The following is a 19047-nucleotide window of genomic DNA, read 5'->3' as shown; positions in this document are numbered from 1 at the left end:
CGCGCCGAAAAAGTGCTTGACCTTCCAATCGTGGGATACTTGAAGCTAGTGTTAGTACCCGCCAATTGAAGGACCATGATGAATTCAACCGCTGAAAAATCAGTCTCGCAATCGATCAAGATCGAGGGCATGAGCTGCGCGTCCTGCGTCGGGCGCGTGGAGCGCGTGTTGGCCGCCGTGGAGGGCGTCAAACAGGTCAGCGTCAACCTGGCGACCGAGATGGCGCGCGTGGAGTCGGCGCTGCCGATCGATTTCGACGTGCTGCGACAGGCGGTCGACAAGGCCGGCTACCAGGCCAAGCCGCCGCCGGCCCCTTTCTCTCCCCCCGCCCCGGCGGTGGTCGCCCCGGGTGCCAGCGGCTACGCGGTGCTGCTGGCGGCGCTACTGTCGCTGCCGTTGCTGCTGCCGATGCTGCTCGAACTGGCCGGCGTCCACTGGATGCTCGACGGCCGTATTCAATTTTTGCTGGCGACCCCGGTGCAGTTCTGGCTCGGCGCGCGCTTTTATCGGGCCGGCTGGCTGGCCGCGCGTGCCCGCAGCGGCAATATGGATTTGCTGGTCGCGATCGGCACCAGCGCCGCCTACGGTTTGAGCATCTACCAACTGCTGACCGCCACCTCGGCCATGCCGCATCTGTATTTCGAGGCGTCCGCCGTCGTCATCACGCTGGTGTTGCTGGGTAAATGGCTGGAGGCGCGCGCCAAGCGGCAGACCACGTCCGCGATCCGCGCGCTGCAGGTGCTGCGGCCGGAATCGGCGCGCGTGCGGCGCGGCGACCAGGATATCGAGGTGCCGATCGCGCAAGTACTACCCGGAGAAATGGTGGTGGTGCGGCCCGGCGAACGCATCGCCGTCGACGGCGTGGTGGTGGAAGGCGCCAGCCACGTGGACGAAGCGCTGATCACCGGCGAAAGCCTGCCCGTGGCGCGCCATGCCGGCGACCGCGTGACCGGGGGCGCGATCAATGGTGAAGGCATGCTGCTGGTGCGCGTGACTGCGGTCGGCGCCGAAAGCACGCTGGCGCGCATCATCCGCCTGGTGGAGGACGCGCAGGCGGCCAAGGCACCGGTGCAGCATCTGGTGGACCGCGTCAGCGCGGTGTTCGTGCCGGTGGTGCTGGTCTTGGCGCTGCTGACATTGGTGGGCTGGTGGCTGGTGTCCGGCGATGGCGAGACCGCCATCATCAACGCGGTGGCGGTGCTGGTGATCGCCTGTCCGTGCGCACTCGGACTGGCCACGCCCGCCGCCATCATGGCCGGCACCGGCGTGGCCGCGCGCCACGGCATCCTGATCAAGGATGCGGAGGCGCTGGAGCTGGCGCACCGCATCACCACCGTGGCTTTCGATAAGACCGGCACGCTGACCGAAGGCAAACCATCGCTGGCGGTGTGCGAGCCGGCGCCCGGCGCCATCGACGAGGCGCGCCTGCTGCAACTGGCGGCGGCGGTGCAACGGGGCAGCGAGCACGCGCTGGCCCGCGCGGTGCAGCAAGCCGCCGGGGATAGCGCTGCCGGCGCGCCTTTCGTCCCCACCGTCGCCGGCGACATCACCGCCTTGCCCGGACGCGGCGTCGCCGCGACGGTCGACGGCATGCGGTTGCTCCTTGGGAGCACGCGCTTGATGGAGGAGCAGGGCGTCGCGCTCGCCGCGCTGGCGCCGCGCGCCGCCGAACTGGAACAGCAAGGCCTGACCGTCTCGTGGCTTGCCGCGCAGTCGCCGCAACCGGCGCGCTTACTCGGGCTGCTGGCCTTCGGCGACCTTGTCAAGCCGAACGCACGTGCCGCCGTCGAAGCGCTGCACGCTTTGAATATCGAGACCGTGCTGCTGACCGGTGACAACCAGGGCAGCGCCGATCACGTCGGCGCGTCACTCGGCATCCGGAGGGTAGTCGCCAACATGCTGCCGGCCGATAAAGCCGCCGCCATCGGCGCCATGAAGCGGCAGGACAAATGCATCGCCATGGTCGGCGACGGCATCAACGACGCGCCGGCGCTGGCCGCCGCCGATGTCGGCATCGCCATGTCCAGCGGCACCGACGTCGCTATGCACGCCGCCGGCATCACGCTGATGCGCGGCGACCCGGAGCTGGTGGCCGCGGCCATTTCGATCTCGCGCCGCAGCTACGGCAAAATCCGCCAGAATCTATTCTGGGCGTTTATCTATAACCTGGTCGGCATTCCGCTGGCCGCCTTCGGCCTGCTCAACCCCATGGTGGCTGGCGCCGCGATGGCGCTCAGTTCCGTCAGCGTGATCAGCAATGCGCTGCTGCTGCGCCGCTGGAAGCCCCAGGCGCGACCCGCTAGTGAAGGAGTGAAGGTATGAATATCGGACAAGCGGCCAGCGCCTCCGGCGTCTCGGCCAAGATGATCCGCTACTACGAGAGCATCACGCTGATTCCGCCGGGGCGGCGCAGCGAATCCGGCTACCGCATCTATAGCGAGAACGACCTGCATGCGCTGCGCTTCGTCAAGCGCGCCCGCACGCTGGGCTTCTCGCTGGACCAGATCCGGGAGTTGCTGTCGCTTTGGCAGAACAAGGAGCGTGCCAGCGCCGACGTGAAACACATCGCCCTCGGACACGTCGACGAGCTTAACCAGCGCATCGCCGAATTGACCGAAATGCGCGACACGCTGCAAACGCTGGCGCGCTGCTGCAAGGGCAATGACAGGCCGGATTGTCCTATTCTTCAAAGCCTGGCCGATCCAAAGTAGCCCGGGCTATCCGGTGTATCTGTCGGGGCGGGACGGAACCACGTATAATCGCCAGGTTTTGGTGCCCGCGCGTCCGTCTGGATGCGCAGTTAAACGGGAAACATGGCGCTGGCCCAGCCAGCCAACATGTGCTGCCCCCGCAACGGTAAACAAGCGTCGTCGTCGACGACCATCCGCCTCGCTGTGCCACTGTGCTTTTGCATGGGAAGGTCAGGCGGATTTGCTTGCGAGCCCGGATACCGGCCAAAGAGGTGGAAGCGCCCAGGCGCTTCCTTTCAATCCGCTCACGGGGAGGTGAGTGGCTTGCTTCTGTCGCTGGATCATTCAATGCCCAACCTGCCTGCCGACGCGGCCATCCGCTCAATCGAGACGCTGCTGTATTCCATTTCCAACGTGCTGTATCTGCCCGTGCTGCTGGGGATCGCCGCACTGACCTTGTACATGCTGGTGTGCTTCGGCACCTTCGGCGCCGAGTGGATCGAGCGACGGCGCGGCGTGCGCATGCTGGTGGCCACCGCGCGGCACGACATGGCGACCGTGCTGACGGCGCAAGAGGGCGAGCCGGGACTCGATGCGCGCCTCGAACGCGTGGTGCAGCGCGCCGACGCCGCCGGCGTGCGCCGCCTGGACGGCGTTCGCTTCGTGGTGCGGGTCGGTCCGGCGCTAGGTCTGATGGGCACCCTGATCCCGATGGGGATTTCGCTGGCCGGCCTGGCGCAGGGCAATCTGCCGAAGATGGCCGAATCGATGACCACCGCCTTCACCGCCACCGTGGTCGGTCTGGCATGCAGCGTGTGCGCCTATGTTCTGAGCCTGGTGCGCGAACACTGGCTGCGCAGCGACCTGACCGACATCGCCTACGCCGCCGAAACCATGCTGGCGACGCACGGACACAAGCCGCACCTGATCCGCGTGGAGGCCTGATGCGTTTTCTGAACCGCCACCGCTACAGCCGCATCGGCGAGCACACCGAGGACCCGTTGGCCGGCGTGGCCAACCTGTTCGACGCCAGCATCGTCTTCATCGTCGCGATGATGCTGGCGCTGTTCTCGGCCTGGAACATGATGGACCTGCTGGACCCGAATTCGGAAGTCACGATCGCCAAGAAGAGCGCGGACGGCCGCGTCGAGGTGCTGACCAAGAAAGGCGCCGAGATCACGGTGAGCCGCGTCAGCGACAAACCCTTGTCCGGCTCCGGCAAGCGCTTGGGCACCGCCTACCAACTGCCGGACGGGAAGGTCGTATATGTTCCGGAATAAGCGTTTTGGAACACTGGAAGTCGTCTTACTGCTGCTGATCTCCTTCTTCATCGTCGGCTATGTGCATTCGGCGCAGGCGCCGCGCACCCTGGCGCTGATGCTCGGTGACGTCGAGTCCCGGCCCGCGGTGCTGGCGGTGCGCGGTTTGCAGGCGGAGCTGAAGGCGCTCAATGTCGTTATCCGCATCATTCCCAACAACGGCATGACGCAGGCCGACCGCAATGCGTTGGCCAGCGCCGATGTGGCAATCGTCAACGCCAAGGGCAGGCTGGCGATGGCGGGACTCAAGGACGAACTGCAGGCGTTGAGGAAGTCGCGGCATCCGGTGTTCGCCGTCGGCGGCGCCATCGACGACAGTATCCGCGAGATGGGCGTACAGGACGACAAGGCCATCCAGCAGTATCACAGCGAGGGTGGCATCGAGAACATGGGCAACCTGCTGCGCTACATCTTGCGCCAGCATTTCGGTGCGACGCTGGCGGTGGCGCCGGTGCACGCGATGCCGGACGTCGGCCTGTACGACGTCGCGGCCAACCGCACCTACAGCAGCTACGAGCACTATTTGCAGGGTTATGCGAACTACAAGACCGGGGCGCCGTGGATCGCCGTGCCGTTCTACCGCGCCAGCCTGGTGGCGGGACAAACCCTGCCGCTGGCGGCCATCGTCTCGCGGCTCGAGGCGAGCGGTTATAACGTGCTGCCGGTGTTCGGCTATCCATACGACGTGCCGCTGCGCTTCCTGCTCGATGAAAACGGCAAGAGCCGCGTCGACCTGATCGTCGCGCTGGGGATGAAGGTCGGCGGCACCGCCAACACCGGTGCGCTGCTCGACAAGATCGGCGTCCCGGCGATCAACGCCATCACCCTGAGCCAGCACACGGCGGCGCAATGGCGGGAATCGAAGATCGGTCTCGATATCATCGAGCGCACCTGGCAGCTGGCCGGCGCCGAGATGGCCGGACTGATACAGCCGACGGTGGTCGCCAGCCGGGAGCGCATCAGCGATGCGCAGACCGGCCTGGCCTACGTCGAGGAGACGCCGATCGCCGAGCGCATCGAACGGCTCAACGAGCGCGTGGCGGCCTGGCTGGCCTTGCGCCAGAAAGCCAACGGCGACAAGCGCATCGCCATGATTTACTTCAACTACCCGCACGGTTCCGAGACCATCGGCGCGGCGTATCTGAACGTGCTGCCGGAGAGTTTGTGGCAAATCGTCCAGCGCCTGAAACGTGATGGCTATCAGACCGGCGACGCGCTGCCGGCGGGCGAGGCCGAGCTGCAAGGCGAGATCCAGCAGTGGGGGAATTACCCCGGCAAGTCCAAGGGCGACTACATGACCGGCCTGAAGCATCTGGCCGAAAGCGGTCAGGCGCTGCTGGTGCCGCTGGCCGACTATCAGGCATGGTTCACCAAACTGCCGCAAACGCTGCGCGATTCCATTCTGGCGTCGTGGGGCAAGCCGGAAAGCGCGCCGGTGCTGTGGCGCGACGCCAAGGGCGACTCGTTATTCGTCTACCCGGCGCGCCGCTTCGGCAACGTGCTGATGGCGCCGCAGCCCGGCCGCGCTTGGGAGCAGAACCTGGAAAAGCTGCACAACGAAGTGAGCATGCCGCCTAGCCACGAGTACATCGCCTTCTATCTGTGGCTGCAAAAAAGCTTCCAGGCCAACGCGGTCATGCACATCGGTACCCACGGCACGCAGGAATGGCTGACCGGTAAAGAAGCCGGCCTGTCCGAGGACGATCCGACCGAGGCGCTGATCGGCGCCATGCCGAATATTTATCCGTACGTGATGGACGACGTGGGCGAGGGCATACAGGCCAAACGGCGTGGCATGGCCACCATCATCGACCACATGACGCCACCATTCGATATCGCCGGCCTCAATCCCGACCTGCGCGAGCTTGGCGCGCTGCTCAACGACTACCGCGTGGCCGAGCAAAAAAGCCCGCTGCTGGCGCGTAGCCATCTGCTGGCGCTGAACCGCGTCGCGGCCAAAAGCGGCGTGTTGAAGGACATGAAAATGACCGAGCTCAAAACCGAGGCCGATATGGAGGCGCTGGAAGAGTATCTGGACGATACCGGCAACAAGCTGACGCCTTTCGGTCTGCATACCTTCGGCGTGGCGCCGACGGCGGAGCGGCGCAACGCCACGGCGCGCGCGGTGGTCAGCCTCGACACCGGCGCCACCGCCGAACAAAAGACCAAACGTATCGCGCTGCTGGAAAACGATATCGAGCGCAGCGCGGCGCTGGAGCTGGACCGCCTGATGGAGGCGCTGTCGGGCCGCTACATCCCGGCCGGCGCCAGCGCGGACCTGGTGCGCAATCCGGACGCGCTGCCGACCGGCCGCAATTTCTTCGGTCTCGATCCTTCGCGGATTCCCAGCAAGACCACCTACGAGGCGGGCGCCAAACTCGCGCGGCAACTGGTCGACGACTACCGCAAACGCCATGGGGTGTACCCGGACAAATTGAGCATGAACCTGTGGGGTGTGGAGACTTCGCGTCACGAGGGCATCATGGAGGCGCAGGCGATGGCGCTGATGGGCGTGCGTCCGACCTGGGATGAACGCGGCCGTGTGACCGGCGTCGAGGCGCTGACCCGCAAGGAACTGGGGCGTCCGCGCGTCGATGTCACGCTGATTTCGTCGGGCCTGTTCCGCGACCTGTTCGGCAATCTGCTGGCGTTGATGGACAAGGCGGCGCAGCTGGCGCAACAACAGGACGATCTGGGCGCGGCGGCCGACGCCGGCCCCTCGGGCAACGTGATGCAGGAGCATAGCCGCAAGACCGCCGCCGCGTTGCAGGCGAACGGCATCTCCGCCGACGAGGCGCGGCGCATGGCGTCGGTGCGCATTTTCGGCGTGCCGAGCGGCGCCTACGGCACGCAGATCGAAAAGCTGATTCCACTGACGAACGCGTGGAAGAACGAGAAGGAAGTGGCGGACGTGTTCATCAACCGCATGAGCCATCCTTTCGGCGCCGGCTACTGGGGCGACGACAAGGCCGATCCAGCACAGCGGCACGAGTTATTCAAGCAGGCCATCAGCGGCAGCAAGATCGCGCTGCACAGCCGCTCCAGCAATCTGTTCGCGACGCTGGACAACGACGACTTCTTCCAGTACCTGGGCGGCACCGCGATGGCGATCCGCAGCGTGGACGGCAAAACGCCGGAGGTGGTGGTGAGCGATCTGTCCAACCCGCGCAAGCCGGGCCACAAGACGCTGGAGCAGTACATGGGGCAGGAGATGCAGTCGCGCTATCTCAATCCCAAGTGGGCCGACAGCATGCTGAAGGAAGGTTATTCCGGCGCGCGCTACATCAACCGCGTGGTCGATTACCTGTGGGCCTGGCAGGTAACGGTGCCGGAAGTGGTCGACAGCAGCAAATGGCAGCGCATGTACGACACCTACGTGGCCGACCGCCATGGCCTGAAAGTGCGCGAGCGCTTCGCCGCCAGCGGCAACCTGCGCGCGTACCAGGCCGTGACCGACCGCATGCTGAGCGCCATCGAGCGTGGATATTGGCAGCCTGGCGACGCGGTGCGCGACAATCTCACGCGGCAGAACGCGCGGGCGATCAAGGAGGCGGGTGTGTCGTGCAGCGCCGACTCGTGCAGCAAGGCGACGTTGAAGATCGCGCCTGAATTCACCGGCCAGTTCGTGCCGAACGTCGGCTCCAACCCGGCGATCGCGCGCGGGGCGGCCGCCGCCGGCCGTGCCGGCGGCTCGGCGCCGTCGGCGCAACCGGCGGCTGCCGCTCCCGGGCAGCAGCAGGCCAACGACGCCGCGATGCAGGCCGCGCTGGCGGACCTGCAAGTGCTGCAAGCGAAGTCGCAAGAGCTGCAACCGGTGCCGGCGCCGCGCGCCAAAGCCAAGCCGGCCGACCCGGCGCCGGAATCGTTTGTGAAAACCGAGCCGGCGGATGCCAAGGTGAGCGGGTTTGAAATGCAGACGCTGGCCGATTTGAGTCCGGCGCAGAAGACGGTGGGCACGCTGGCCCTGCTGGCGCTGGCCGCCGGCTTGGTGGGCGCAGGCTATATCGGACGGCGCAAAAAGCTGAAGAAGCTGAATGGGATGCTGGATTAAGCTTGCATCTCTAGGACCTCCGGCGGCTCATCGATGGCGGATTACGGCGTTCCGCCTAATCCGCCAAACGCCGTCGGCGGCCAAAGCGTGCCACGGCATCAACGCACAAACATCCAAACCGTCAACGCCGCTCCGACCAGCACCACGAACCCCCGCATCACCTTCTCCGGCAAACGGTGAATCAACCACCCGCCGCACAAGCCGCCGGCGATGCCGCCCACGCACAGCGCCAGCGCCGCCGGCCAGCTGATCAAACCCGACGTCGCGAATATCATCGCCGCCACTGCGTTCATGGCCATCGCCAGCACGTTCTTGGTGGCCGCCGCCATGCGCACCTGCTGCCCCGCGACGGTCAGCGCCGCCAGCATCAAAAAACCGATGCCGCCCCCGAAGTAGCCGCCATAAATCGAGATGCAGCCCTGCGCCAGAACCAGCACCCAGCGCGGCATCCCGCTGGCCGCGTGCAGCGGCTTCTTGCGGAAGCTCCCCCAAGCGAACACGCTGGTGGCGAACAGCACCAGCCAGGGCACCAGCCTTTCGAAGAACGACGCCGGGGTATTCAACAGCAGCACCGCGCCGAATACACCGCCGATGGCGCTGATGATCAGCATCTGGCGGAACGTCAGCGGACCGACGTCGCCCACCAGCTTGCGCCCCGCATAGGCGGACGTGATCTGGCTCGGGAACAGCGCGATGGTCGACGTCATGTTGGCGGCCAGCGGATTCAATCCGGCCAGCAGCAGGGCGGGGAATGTGATGAACGAGCCGCCGCCTGCCAGCGCGTTTTGCACCCCGGCGAGGAATCCGGCGGCGGCGACCATCAGGACGATATGTATTTCAAGCGGTGGGACTGGCGGCATGGGCGGGACGCAGACATGGTTGATGTGGAAGCGGGCGGAACATTAGTTTCCGTTCGATTATAACCGTGGCCTGAAAAGCTTTCCGGGCGCCGCGATTGTGCGACGGGCGTGCGCCGGTGGTGCTACGATATTTCGCATGACGACACCATACCAACTCTATTACTGGGACGGCCTGCAGGGCCGTGGCGAATTCGTGCGGCTGGCGCTGGAGGAGGCGGCCATCCCCTACGACGATGTAGCGCGGCGCAAGAAGGGCATGCCGGCGTTGATGGCGAGCCTGGACGGTGACAAGGTCGATCATCCGTCGTTCGCGCCGCCGGTGCTGCGCGCGGGCGAGTTGCTGATCGGGCAGACGTCCAATATCCTGCTGTTTCTCGGCGCGCGGCATGGCCTGGCGCCACGGGCCGAGGCGGGGCGCTTGTGGGCCAACCAGCTGCAGCTGACCATCGCCGACATCGTCGCCGAGGCGCACGACACGCATCATCCCATCTCCACCAACAAGTACTACGAAGACCAGAAGAAGGAAGCGAAGGCGCGCGCGAAGGATTTCAGGGAGACGCGCATACCGAAGTTCCTGGACTATTTCGAGGGCGTGGTGCGGCGCAATCCGGGACGCGGCGGCTGGACCATCGGCTCGCGCCTGTCGTATGTCGATCTGTCGCTGTTCCAGCTGATCGAAGGCTTGCGCTATGCGTTCCCGAAGACGATGGCGAAGCTCGAGCCGTCTTATCCAGGCCTGGTTTCCTTGCGTGACAAGGTGGCGGCGCGTCCCAATATCGCCGCCTACCTTGGCTCGAAGCGCCGCATTCCCTTCAACGAGGACGGCATCTTCCGCCACTATCCCGAGTTGGAGTAGCGGCGGACGTCACACGCCAATCAAACCCCGTTGGTCACTTGTAGCTGGCCACCAGTGAGACCCCGCTCGACGCCTTGTAACCGTAGACCAGCACGTAGTACGTGCCGGCCGCCGGGGAGGCGATCGAGATGGTCTCGGTGGTGGTCGAACCGTCCGATTTTTGCAGGTATGAGCTGGTCGTCGGTTGCGATCCCAGTTTGACATAGAGGTCGGCGTCGCCGCTGCCGCCGGAGGTCTTGAACGTCAGGCTGGTGGCGCCGGAGGGCACGGCGAAGGTGTACACCTTGCTGCCGCCGGCGGCCACCGAGATGCCGGTCACCGCGACATTGTTGGCCAGCGCGTTCGACGCCGGCGGCGTGGTACCGCCGCTGCCGGCCATGACGCTGGCGAAGTTGGCCACGTTCAGGCTACCGTATCCGCTGGCATAGTCCCAGCCCGCCTTGGCGCTGTAGCCGCCGTTCTTGCCGGAGACGACATCGTGGAACATGCCTGGATTGGCTGCCGCGCGCGCGTACAGGTTGGACGACGGGAAGGGCAGCGAGTTGTTGTTCATCGACTGGACGCGCGCCCAGAAGCCGGTGAACAGCGGCGCGGCCAGGCTGGTGCCGCCGATTTGCTCGGTGGCGCCGTTGATCAGCACGAGCGCGCCGCTGGAAGGATCGGCGTCGAGCGCGATGTCCGGCGTGCCGCGTTTGGTGGAGGTGCCCAGCACGCCGGCGTTGACCTGCCAGCTCGGCGCCGCCTCGGTCAGGCTAGGCCCGCCGCCGGCGCCGCCGTCGGCGCTTTGCTGGCAGGTGGCGCTGCTGCTACAGGCCCACACGGTTTCGGAAGTCCATGTGGTCCCGGTGGTGTTAAGCAGCGTGCCGCCGACCGACACCACCCACGGCGACACCGACGGGTAGCTTTGCGAGGTGCTCGAGCCGCCGCACTCGTAGGAGCCGGAGTCGCCCGAGGAGACGGAGAACGTCTGGCCCTGCGCCACCGCAGCCTGGAAAATCTGGTCGTTGCTGGCCATGATGCCGGAGTTCTTGGCGCTGGTTTCGCATTCGCCCAGCGATACGTTGATGGTCTTGGCGACGTTGTCGCTGACGGCGCGGTTGTAGGTGTCGGTGAGGTCGGCGTCGCTGAGGGTGGTGGCCGTGTAGAGGATCATCTGTTTGATGGTGCCGCCGGCGGCGGCCAGGGCGTCCTGGGTGTCCATGTTCCATTCGCCGACGCCGGCGGTGTCGGTGCTGGCCGCGCCCACCGTCACCGTGCTGACGTTCACCGCCGGATAGCCGGCGCGGCTGGTGAAGGTGTTCAGGTCGGCGATGGTTTGCTTCATGCTGCCCTGGGTGATGATGCCGATGGTGGCGTTGACGGCGCTGGGCAGGCCGCTTGCGTTGTAGATCGCCGGGAAGTCGGTCGGGTTGTGGCCCGTGGTGGCCAGGGTCACGGCCGCCGGCTTGGCCAGCGTGTGGTACATGTGGATGGTTTGCAGGCCGTGGACGGCCATGACGGTGTCGCCGAGCGACTGCGGCACGGCGGCGTCGCTGACGTTGGCGAAGGCGGTGCGGCCGTTGACGTTGTAGTTGCGGAGCTCCGTGTTGAAGGCGGTTTTGACCGAGCCGGCGGTGCCGTCGCCGCTCACCAGCAGGCGGTTGTCGGAGACGGTGACATTGATAAAGCCGCTGCGCTTCAAGTGCTCGACCACCTTTTGCGCCTGGGCGGCGGTCGGCGCGTAGCGTTCCATGAACTGTTCCTTCGTCAGCGGCTGGCCTCCGCGTCCGGCGACGATATCGCCGGTCAGCGCGTCCAGATCGGCCTTGTTGCGCAGCTTGAGCGCGACCACGACGTGGGTCGCTATGCCGGCCTGCATCAGGGCTTGCTGCTGGGTCGTCGCGCCGCTGACGACGGGGGCCTTGGTGGCGGTGGGGACCCAGGCTTCGGCGTGCGCCAGGCCGCTGGTCGCGGTCAGCGCCAGTAAGGTGAGGGAGGCAATGGGCGACAGTTTCATTTGCTCTTTCAAGTTCATGTAGTTCTCCGATTTTTATCAACATGATGTGCGGCGCCGAAGGATCATCGGTGCCGCGCGCTTGCACCACCCCTGAAAGAACGGATGTGTTTTTTTCAGGGCGACACGATCCGTTGGCCGCTCCGGATGGAGTGGCCAAGGCGTGTCTATCTCAACGCGGACCGCCGGTGGGAGGCCGCGTCGCTATTGGGGATACAACGGGGGAGCTAATCCATGGCGGCCATCATGCGCGGGCGTGGCGGTGCTGTTGCAGGCGCGCGTGGTGAAGGCGTGGCAGGGCAGGGGAAGAGCTCAGATGGCGAAGACTGGTGGTGCGTGGGAAGGGGGTGTCAGGAAGGTGGCGGACTGCGTGTTGGAGCGGTACCGCGGCAGATGGGCGGGGTAGGTTTGGGCGGGCGATTCGGGTGTGACGGTCAGGTTGCCGGACGATGGTAGTAGCGGTGCGTCGATGACCAGTTGGCAGGTGGGGCAGTCCGAGTCGTCGTCGGCGATCGCGTGGTTGTGCACACCGATGGCGAACAACTGGACCAGGAAAACGGTCAGCACGATCAGCATCGCCGCCATCCGCTGGACGGATGGTCTGGACCTCGCGCTACTGGTGCTCTCGTCGAGTAACCGCATGCTGATGCATCCCTGTTGATGGGTGGCTTTTATAGCAACCATGGGAAAAGTATAGCAAGCGGTGTCGCGCACGATTGCTTTTTTCCTACATTTGCATCGTGGGTGTTGTTTTCGGGATAGGTGTTGCGTGGTCCGGCGGCGTGCTGCGCACGGGGTGTGCCGGACCAGCTGGGTGTGTTGAATCAGGCGGCGGCGGTGACCGGGTAGCCGGCGTCGGCGATGGCCGATTTCAACGGCGCCAGCGCGGTGGCGCTGTCGATTTTGACAGTCTTGGTGGCCAGGTCGACCTCGACCCTGGCGGCCGCGTCGATCGCCTGCACCGCCTTGGTCACCGCGCCCACGCAGTGACCGCAACTCATGTTTTCCACTTGTAGCTGATACATCGACTTCTCCTTCACGGTTTCGATGATCATACTGTATGCCTTCCAATCGTGGGAAGGTCAAGGGAAACGTCGTCGTATGGGGACGTCATGAGCCGCAGATGGGACTTGGCGGATTACGCTGCGCTAATCCGCCCTACGTGTTTTAGATGGATGCATGTTATTGCGGGCGAAAATCAGGTTTCCGGCGGATCGTCCAGCCTGGCCAGGTCGAGGCTGACCATGGCCCAGATGCCGTCGGCATAGTCGGGCTCGCGCGACAGGTGTTCCACTTCGGATGGTTTGATTTCGAACGATTTGCCCTGCTCGACCAGTTGGCCGACATGGCCGTAGATGGCCTTGGTGGCGTTGCTCATCGCTTTGTCCACCGTCTCGCCGGTGGTCACGCAGCCCGGGATGTCCGGGACCGTCACCCCGTATCGGCTGCCTTCACGCTTCTGGATCAGGATTGGAATGTCCATGGTCTTACCTCAGCTGTGGTCGGAAAGGCGGGCGAAATCAATGACTTGGATGTCAGTGTTATACAGGATGCCACAGGATTCAAGAACTTTCGTGGATGACCACGCTTACTTGTGCATAGGTTGGATGACGGAAACTGTTTACGGAAAAAAGAAGCCCCGCCGGCATCGCTGCGGGCGGGGCTAACAGGTACGTGTTTATTCTACTACATTACAGGACGTCGCTGGCGTGATCGGCCAGGCGCGAGCGTTCGCCGCGCGCCAGGGTCACGTGGCCGCTGTGCGACCAGCCCTTGAAGCGGTCGACCACGTAGGTCAGGCCGCTCGAACCCTCGGTCAGGTACGGCGTGTCGATCTGCGCGATGTTGCCCAGGCAGAGGATCTTAGTACCCGGACCGGCGCGCGTGACCAGGGTCTTGACTTGTTTCGGCGTCAAGTTCTGCGCCTCGTCGATGATCAGGAACTTGTTGACGAAGGTGCGGCCGCGCATGAAGTTGAGCGACTTGATCTTGATGCGCGAGCGGATCAGGTCCTGCGTCGCCGCGCGGCCCCACTCGCCGCCGTCCGAATCGGACTTGTTGAGCACTTCGAGGTTGTCGTCGAAGGCGCCCATCCACGGCGACATCTTCTCTTCCTCCGTGCCCGGCAGGAAACCGATGTCCTCGCCGACCGGCACCGTCACGCGGGTGACGATGATTTCGTTGTAGAGCTTGGTTTCCAGCACCTGCGCCAGGCCGGCCGCCAGCGCCAGCAGGGTCTTGCCGGTGCCGGCCTGGCCGAGCAGGGTGACGAAGTCGCATTCCGGATTCATCAGCAAGTTCAAGGCGAAGTTCTGCTCGCGGTTGCGGGCGGTGACACCCCACACATTGTTCTTGTTGTGGCTGAAGTCGCGCAGGGTTTGCAGCACGGCGGTCTTGCCGTTGATCTGCTTGACCTGGCCATAGAACGGCGCTTCGCCATTCTTCGGCTCCAGGAAGATGAACTGGTTGACCAGCAGCGACGGCACGAACGGACCGGTGACGCGGTAGAACGTCGCGCTCTGGCCGTTTTTATTTTCCTGCCACGATTCCAGGTCCTTGCCGTGCTTGGTCCAGAAGTCGTCCGGCAGCTGGACGATACCCGAGTACAGCAGGTCGGTATCTTCCATCACGTGGTCGTTGAAATAGTCCTCGGCCGGCAGGCCCAGCGCGCGCGCCTTGATGCGCATGTTGATGTCTTTCGACACCAGCACCACCGGACGGCCTTCCTGTTCGGCCTCCAGCGAGCGGACCACCGACAGGATCTGGTTGTCGGCCTTGCCGACCGGCAGGCCCACCGGCAGGTCGGCCGTTTGCATGCGGGTCTGGAAGTACAGGCGGCCCTTGGCGTCCTTGTTGCCCAGCTTGGACAGCGGGATGCCGTTCTCGATGGCGTCGTCGTCGGTGTTGGAGACCAGCGCGTCGAGGGTGCGCGACACCTGGCGGGCGTTGCGCGCCACCTCGGTCATGCCCTTCTTGTGGTTGTCCAATTCCTCCAACGTCATCATCGGCAGGTAGACGTCGTGCTCCTCGAAGCGGAACAGCGACGATGGATCGTGCATCAGCACGTTGGTGTCGAGCACGAACAGCTTGGTCGTGCCGGTCTGGTCGGCGTGACGGCTGGTCGACGACTTGATCGCCACTTCGTTGATCTTGTGCTTGGCCGGGTGTGGCGCCTCGGCGGTGATCGGGGTGACCTTGCCGCGCGCGGCCGGAGCCGGCTTGGCCTTGGCGACCGGCTTGGCGGCCACCGGTGCCGGGGCAGGTGCCGCCTGGGCGGCCTTTAACACGGTCGGCGCGGCCTTCAGCACAGCGGCCACGGCCTTCGACTTGGCGGTGGTTTTCGCTGGCGCCGGGGCGGCCGGGGCGACCTGGACGGCGACCGGCGCCGCCGCTTTGGATTTCGCTACGGGTACTGCTTTGACGGGCGCCGCTTTCTTCGGCGCGGGCGCCGGCGCTATCTCGGCGACCGCCGCAATGGCGGAAACCGGGCGCGGCCCTGTCGCTTTTGGATAATCTTTTGCCAACAGTAAAGTCGCTGGCTTACTAGGTAATTTTGGCAGTGGCATCAGGATCTCAATCGAAAAATAACTGGAGGAATCCGCCCATAGGCGAGCGCGCGTTTCCAGCGATGGAAACGTTCGTGCCCGATGGGGTGGATGCTGGGTGGAACAGGATAGTAGACTGCCGACGGGCGCGCATCTTGCCCGGAGAAAGTACCGCGTGGTGGCCGGCTGGCCACCATGTAGGGTGGGAAGAGTTACAGTGATGACTCAAAATGGTTAACAAAATGGCTGGATGCGCATGATTCTGCTACGGTTGAGCAACTCTGAAAGGCAACGCGCAAACCTGTTAAGCCTGACGCGCCACAAATTCCAGCACTTCATCGACGTGACCCGCTACCTTCACGCCTCTCCATTCTTTCACCAATTGACCAGTAGCGTCAATGACAAACGTGCTGCGCTCGACGCCCCGGACGGTCTTACCGTACATTTGCTTCATTTTCATGACGTTGAACTGCGCGCAGACCGCCTCGTCGGGGTCGGAAATGAGCTCGAAAGGCAGGCCCAGCTTGGCTTTGAAGCTTTCGTGCGAGCGCAGCGAATCGCGGCTGATGCCGTAGATTTCGGTGCCGGCGGCCTGGAATTGCTCGTACAGATCGCGGAACGCCATGTTCTCGGTGGTGCAGCCGGGGGTATTGTCTTTCGGGTAGAAAAACAGCACGGTATGGCGCGCTGGCCGGCCCGACAGCTGGAAAGTCTGGCCGCTGGTCATGGGGGCGGAAAAGTCGGTAACTACGGGTTGGCTATCAGCCACTGGTTTTCTCCTGGAGATGGACATCGACAATATGAGGGCGAGTTTTCACCCTTCAAGACGCCGCGCAAAGTAAATCTTGGCCTGTCAACCTGGCCTATGGCCGCGCCCGCAGGCGCGCCTGCAGCTGCTCGGCCGTGATGGGCTCGCCGTCGGCGGTCAGGCTGGAAATCGTCAGCATGCGGCCGTCGCCGCACACGCCAAAGATGCAATTATCCACTACGGTCAAGCCCGGTGGCAAACCGAGGGCGACGACGTTGCCGAAATTGCCGGACAAGCGGGCGCGCTCGATCACGTAACGGACGCCGGCGATGTCGGTGAACGCGCCGGGGTAGGGCGGCGCGGCGGCGCGGTGCAGGTTGTAGACCTGCCGCGCCGGCTGGCGCCAGTCGATGCGGCCGTCCTCGGGCGTGCGCGGACCGAGGCCGGCGTCCGGCGCGGCGCCGTCGTTGCGCAGGCGCGGCGCCGTGCCGTCCAGCAGCGACGGCAGCACGCGCCACAAGGTCTGCTCGGCCGCGACGGTGACCTTGACGGCCACGTCGAAGGCGGTGTCGTCGGGCAGGATCGGCACCTCCACCTGCGAGACGATGGCGCCGACTCCCGGCTCGGCCGTGATTTCGTGCAGGCTGGCGCCGGTGACGGTGGCGTCGTGCAGCACGGCCCACTCGACCGGCGCGCCGCCACGGAACTCCGGCAGCAGCGAGCCGTGCATGTTGTAGGCGGGTGCGATCGCGAGCACTTCCGCCGGCAGCGCGTGGCGGTAGTCAAAGCTGAACATCAGGTCGGGCATGGCGTCGCGGACCTGTTCTTGCAGCGCGGGCGACTCGGCGTCGTCGGCGGCGATGCAAGGGATGTGTTCTTCGCGGCACAGCGAGCGCACCGATTCGTCGTGGTTGTTTCCGCCCGGGTCGTCACCGTGGGTGACCACCAGCGCGACGTCGACGCCGCCGGCCAGCAGCACCTTCAGGCAGCGCACGCCAAGCTTGCGGTGCGCGAACACGACCGCGCGTTGACGGCGGTCGTGGTCGTTCGTATCGTCGGCGGCGTGGTCGTTCATGGCCGTGCGCCTAGCCGGCTCAGGCGCCCGCCTTGTCGGTGTTGTCGATGATTAGCGCCAGCGTGACCTTGCGGCCTTCGCCCATCAGGATGTTGTAGGTGCGGCAGGCGGCCTGGCTGTCCATGCACTCGACCCCGATGCGGCGCATCGTCAGCGCGGCCGTCAGGCGCGGGTGGATGAAGCGCTGTTTGGCGCCGGTGCCGAGGATGACGACGTCGGGCGCGTCGGCGCCGATGATGTCGAAATGTTCGGCGGTGATGGATTCGAAGGTCGGCGCGTGCCAGGCGCGCGGTTCCGATTCGGGCAGCACGATCAGGCTGTAGTTGTAGCGCTGGGCGTTGATCTCGACGCCGGTTTCATCGTAGCCGGTGACGGTTTGGTACTTTTTGGTGTCGCTTGCGTGGAGCTTCATGGTATTTGTGCGGTGGAGGACGTGCCGACGCGGTTCGTCGAATTTGGTGGTCTAAGTGGCATTGTAGCCTTTTTCAAGGCGCGGTTCGCCGTTTAGCCCTGCCAGAGGTTGATTAAACGGGTGGCTTTCGGCAGAATGGTTCTTTTCGCATTGCAGCACAGGCCGCCAGCGCGTTTTTGGCAGGCCACAGCGGTTTGCCTCACCAAGACAGGATTTTATTTTGCGACCGATTAATAAATCGAACAAACTGGCGGAAGTCTGCTACGAGATCCGCGGCCCGGTGCCGGAAAAAGCCCGGCAAATGGAAGAAGAAGGCCACAAGATCACGAAGTTGAATATCGGCAACCTCGCCGTGTTCGGTTTCGATCCCCCGGACGAGATCGTCCAGGATATGAAAATCAACCTGTCCAACGCGGCCGGCTACACCGATTCCAAGGGCATGTTCGCGCCGCGCAAGGCCGTCATGCACTACACGCAGGGCAAGAACATCGCCGGGGTGTCGATCGACGATATTTACCTGGGCAACGGCGCGTCCGAACTGATCGTCATGTCGATGAACGCGCTGCTCAACACCGGCGACGAGGTGCTGGTGCCGGCGCCCGATTATCCGTTGTGGACCGCCGCCGTGAGCCTGTCCGGCGGCACGCCGGTGCACTACATCTGCGACGAGCAGCAGGATTGGTTCCCGGACATTGAAGACATCCGCCGCAAAATCAACTCGAACACGCGCGCGATCGTCGTCATCAACCCGAACAACCCCACCGGCGCGCTGTACCCGGTCGAGCTGCTGCAGCAGATCATCGAGGTCGCGCGCCAGCACCAGCTGATCATCTACGCCGACGAGATCTACGACAAGGTGCTGTACGACGAGGCCGAGCACGTCTCCATCGCCTCGCTGGCCGACGACGTGCTGTTCGTCACCTTCAACGGCCTGTCGAAGAACTACCGCGCCTGCGGCTACCGTTCCGGCTGGATGGTGGTGTCGGGCGAGAAATCCCATGCGAAAGACTATATCGAGGGCCTCAACATGCTGGCCTCGATGCGCTTGTGCGCCAACGCACCGGGGCAGTTTGCGATCCAGACTGCGCTCGGCGGCTACCAGTCGATAAACGACCTGGTGGGACCGGGCGGGCGCCTCTTGAAGCAACGCGATCTGGCCTACAAGCTGCTGACCGATATCCCGGGCGTCACTTGTGTCAAGCCGAAAGCGGCGCTGTACATGTTCCCGCGCCTCGATCCGAAAATCTATCCGATTGCGGACGACCAGCAGTTCGCCTACGAACTGCTGGCAGAAACGAAAGTGCTGATCGTCCAGGGCAGCGGCTTCAACTGGATCGCGCCGGATCACTTCCGCGTCGTGTTCCTGCCGAACTCGGACGACATGACGGAAGCCTTTGGCCGTATCGCCAAATTCATGGAAGGCTACCGCAAACGCCACGGCGCCAGCTTCTAGACTGTTAAGTTTACAGCCAGCCTCCACGCTCCACCGAACCGCAGA

16 protein-coding genes and 1 riboswitch are annotated in these 19047 nt (G+C 64.5%); of the genes, 7 read left to right on the top strand and 9 right to left on the bottom strand.

Features of this window, described 5'->3' with window-relative positions; genetic code table 11:
• Window positions 1-75: 75 nt before the first annotated feature.
• The 5 genes from MRBLMU1_RS20620 to MRBLMU1_RS20600 all read left to right on the top strand — a co-directional run bounded on the left by MRBLMU1_RS20620 (window position 76) and on the right by MRBLMU1_RS20600 (window position 8060).
• Window positions 76-2322: a heavy metal translocating P-type ATPase gene (locus tag MRBLMU1_RS20620; RefSeq protein WP_363504993.1), complete on the top strand. Its 2247-nt coding sequence runs from the start codon at window positions 76-78 to the stop codon at window positions 2320-2322.
• On the top strand, window positions 2319-2711 hold the full coding sequence (gene cueR / locus MRBLMU1_RS20615) for a Cu(I)-responsive transcriptional regulator (RefSeq protein ID WP_363504990.1): 393 nt from the start codon (window positions 2319-2321) through the stop codon (window positions 2709-2711). Before MRBLMU1_RS20620 ends, cueR begins: the two co-directional genes overlap by 4 nt.
• Before the next feature lie 43 nt (window positions 2712-2754).
• Window positions 2755-2973: riboswitch (cobalamin riboswitch) on the top strand.
• A gap of 65 nt (window positions 2974-3038) precedes the next feature.
• Window positions 3039-3635, top strand: coding sequence for a MotA/TolQ/ExbB proton channel family protein (locus tag MRBLMU1_RS20610; RefSeq protein ID WP_363504987.1), 597 nt, complete (start codon window positions 3039-3041; stop codon window positions 3633-3635).
• Entirely contained in the window at window positions 3635-3970 is a 336-nt protein-coding gene (locus MRBLMU1_RS20605; protein WP_363504985.1) for a DUF2149 domain-containing protein, read from the top strand. The genes MRBLMU1_RS20610 and MRBLMU1_RS20605 overlap by 1 nt, the downstream gene beginning before the upstream one ends.
• The gene (locus MRBLMU1_RS20600; protein WP_363504983.1) at window positions 3957-8060 is read left to right on the top strand and encodes a cobaltochelatase subunit CobN; all 4104 of its coding nucleotides are present in this window, start codon (window positions 3957-3959) and stop codon (window positions 8058-8060) included. The genes MRBLMU1_RS20605 and MRBLMU1_RS20600 overlap by 14 nt, the downstream gene beginning before the upstream one ends.
• A gap of 98 nt (window positions 8061-8158) precedes the next feature.
• Here MRBLMU1_RS20600 and MRBLMU1_RS20595 read toward each other — a convergent pair whose 3' ends face one another.
• A complete protein-coding gene (locus tag MRBLMU1_RS20595) occupies window positions 8159-8920 on the bottom strand; it encodes a sulfite exporter TauE/SafE family protein (protein WP_363504980.1) in 762 nt (253 codons plus the stop codon).
• A 136-nt stretch (window positions 8921-9056) separates the two neighbouring features.
• Here MRBLMU1_RS20595 and MRBLMU1_RS20590 point away from each other — a divergent pair, with 136 nt between their 5' ends.
• The gene (locus MRBLMU1_RS20590; protein ID WP_363504977.1) at window positions 9057-9776 is read left to right on the top strand and encodes a glutathione S-transferase; all 720 of its coding nucleotides are present in this window, start codon (window positions 9057-9059) and stop codon (window positions 9774-9776) included.
• Window positions 9777-9810: 34 nt separating this feature from the next.
• Here the strand turns inward: MRBLMU1_RS20590 and MRBLMU1_RS20585 are convergent, their stop codons facing one another.
• The 8 genes from MRBLMU1_RS20585 to MRBLMU1_RS20550 form a co-directional block, all read right to left on the bottom strand.
• Window positions 9811-11790, bottom strand: coding sequence for a protease pro-enzyme activation domain-containing protein (locus tag MRBLMU1_RS20585; protein WP_363504974.1), 1980 nt, complete (start codon window positions 11788-11790; stop codon window positions 9811-9813).
• A gap of 291 nt (window positions 11791-12081) precedes the next feature.
• Entirely contained in the window at window positions 12082-12336 is a 255-nt protein-coding gene (locus MRBLMU1_RS20580; RefSeq protein ID WP_363504971.1) for a hypothetical protein, read from the bottom strand.
• A 257-nt stretch (window positions 12337-12593) separates the two neighbouring features.
• The gene (locus tag MRBLMU1_RS20575) at window positions 12594-12794 is read right to left on the bottom strand and encodes a heavy-metal-associated domain-containing protein (RefSeq protein ID WP_363505132.1); all 201 of its coding nucleotides are present in this window, start codon (window positions 12792-12794) and stop codon (window positions 12594-12596) included.
• A 173-nt stretch (window positions 12795-12967) separates the two neighbouring features.
• Window positions 12968-13252 (bottom strand): type II toxin-antitoxin system HicB family antitoxin, encoded by a 285-nt coding sequence (locus tag MRBLMU1_RS20570; protein ID WP_363504968.1) that lies wholly within the window; start codon window positions 13250-13252, stop codon window positions 12968-12970.
• Window positions 13253-13460: 208 nt separating this feature from the next.
• Complete coding sequence (locus MRBLMU1_RS20565; protein WP_363504965.1) at window positions 13461-15335, bottom strand: PhoH family protein; 1875 nt, start codon at window positions 15333-15335, stop codon at window positions 13461-13463.
• Window positions 15336-15618: 283 nt separating this feature from the next.
• Window positions 15619-16107, bottom strand: coding sequence for a peroxiredoxin (locus MRBLMU1_RS20560; protein WP_363504962.1), 489 nt, complete (start codon window positions 16105-16107; stop codon window positions 15619-15621).
• A gap of 70 nt (window positions 16108-16177) precedes the next feature.
• Window positions 16178-17137, bottom strand: a complete 960-nt coding sequence (locus MRBLMU1_RS20555; RefSeq protein ID WP_363504959.1) for a formyltransferase — start codon at window positions 17135-17137, stop codon at window positions 16178-16180.
• 19 nt (window positions 17138-17156) lie between these two features.
• Window positions 17157-17549, bottom strand: a complete 393-nt coding sequence (locus MRBLMU1_RS20550) for an Mth938-like domain-containing protein (protein WP_363504956.1) — start codon at window positions 17547-17549, stop codon at window positions 17157-17159.
• Between the two features lie 220 nt (window positions 17550-17769).
• On the opposite strand from MRBLMU1_RS20550, the gene MRBLMU1_RS20545 reads away from it, so the two are divergent.
• Window positions 17770-19002 carry a pyridoxal phosphate-dependent aminotransferase gene (locus MRBLMU1_RS20545; protein WP_363504953.1) on the top strand — a complete coding sequence of 411 codons (1233 nt, stop codon included), beginning with the start codon at window positions 17770-17772 and terminating at the stop codon, window positions 19000-19002.
• Window positions 19003-19047 lie beyond the last annotated feature (45 nt).

This window comes from Burkholderia sp. LMU1-1-1.1 (assembly GCF_040675865.1).
Classification (GTDB): domain Bacteria; phylum Pseudomonadota; class Gammaproteobacteria; order Burkholderiales; family Burkholderiaceae_D; genus Rugamonas.
This window is presented reverse-complemented; position numbering and strand designations above follow the sequence as displayed.

What these genes read in the sequence shown, in the direction of transcription:
- MRBLMU1_RS20620 (WP_363504993.1), top strand. Translation starts at nt 76, where the DNA reads ATGATGAATTCAACCGCTGAAAAATCAGTCTCGCAATCGATCAAGATC.
- cueR (WP_363504990.1), top strand. Translation starts at nt 2,319, where the DNA reads ATGAATATCGGACAAGCGGCCAGCGCCTCCGGCGTCTCGGCCAAGATG.
- MRBLMU1_RS20610 (WP_363504987.1), top strand. Translation starts at nt 3,039, where the DNA reads ATGCCCAACCTGCCTGCCGACGCGGCCATCCGCTCAATCGAGACGCTG.
- MRBLMU1_RS20605 (WP_363504985.1), top strand. Translation starts at nt 3,635, where the DNA reads ATGCGTTTTCTGAACCGCCACCGCTACAGCCGCATCGGCGAGCACACC.
- MRBLMU1_RS20600 (WP_363504983.1), top strand. Translation starts at nt 3,957, where the DNA reads ATGTTCCGGAATAAGCGTTTTGGAACACTGGAAGTCGTCTTACTGCTG.
- MRBLMU1_RS20595 (WP_363504980.1), bottom strand. Translation starts at nt 8,920, where the DNA reads ATGCCGCCAGTCCCACCGCTTGAAATACATATCGTCCTGATGGTCGCC.
- MRBLMU1_RS20590 (WP_363504977.1), top strand. Translation starts at nt 9,057, where the DNA reads ATGACGACACCATACCAACTCTATTACTGGGACGGCCTGCAGGGCCGT.
- MRBLMU1_RS20585 (WP_363504974.1), bottom strand. Translation starts at nt 11,790, where the DNA reads ATGAACTTGAAAGAGCAAATGAAACTGTCGCCCATTGCCTCCCTCACC.
- MRBLMU1_RS20575 (WP_363505132.1), bottom strand. Translation starts at nt 12,794, where the DNA reads ATGTATCAGCTACAAGTGGAAAACATGAGTTGCGGTCACTGCGTGGGC.
- MRBLMU1_RS20570 (WP_363504968.1), bottom strand. Translation starts at nt 13,252, where the DNA reads ATGGACATTCCAATCCTGATCCAGAAGCGTGAAGGCAGCCGATACGGG.
- MRBLMU1_RS20565 (WP_363504965.1), bottom strand. Translation starts at nt 15,335, where the DNA reads ATGCCACTGCCAAAATTACCTAGTAAGCCAGCGACTTTACTGTTGGCA.
- MRBLMU1_RS20560 (WP_363504962.1), bottom strand. Translation starts at nt 16,107, where the DNA reads ATGTCCATCTCCAGGAGAAAACCAGTGGCTGATAGCCAACCCGTAGTT.
- MRBLMU1_RS20555 (WP_363504959.1), bottom strand. Translation starts at nt 17,137, where the DNA reads ATGAACGACCACGCCGCCGACGATACGAACGACCACGACCGCCGTCAA.
- MRBLMU1_RS20550 (WP_363504956.1), bottom strand. Translation starts at nt 17,549, where the DNA reads ATGAAGCTCCACGCAAGCGACACCAAAAAGTACCAAACCGTCACCGGC.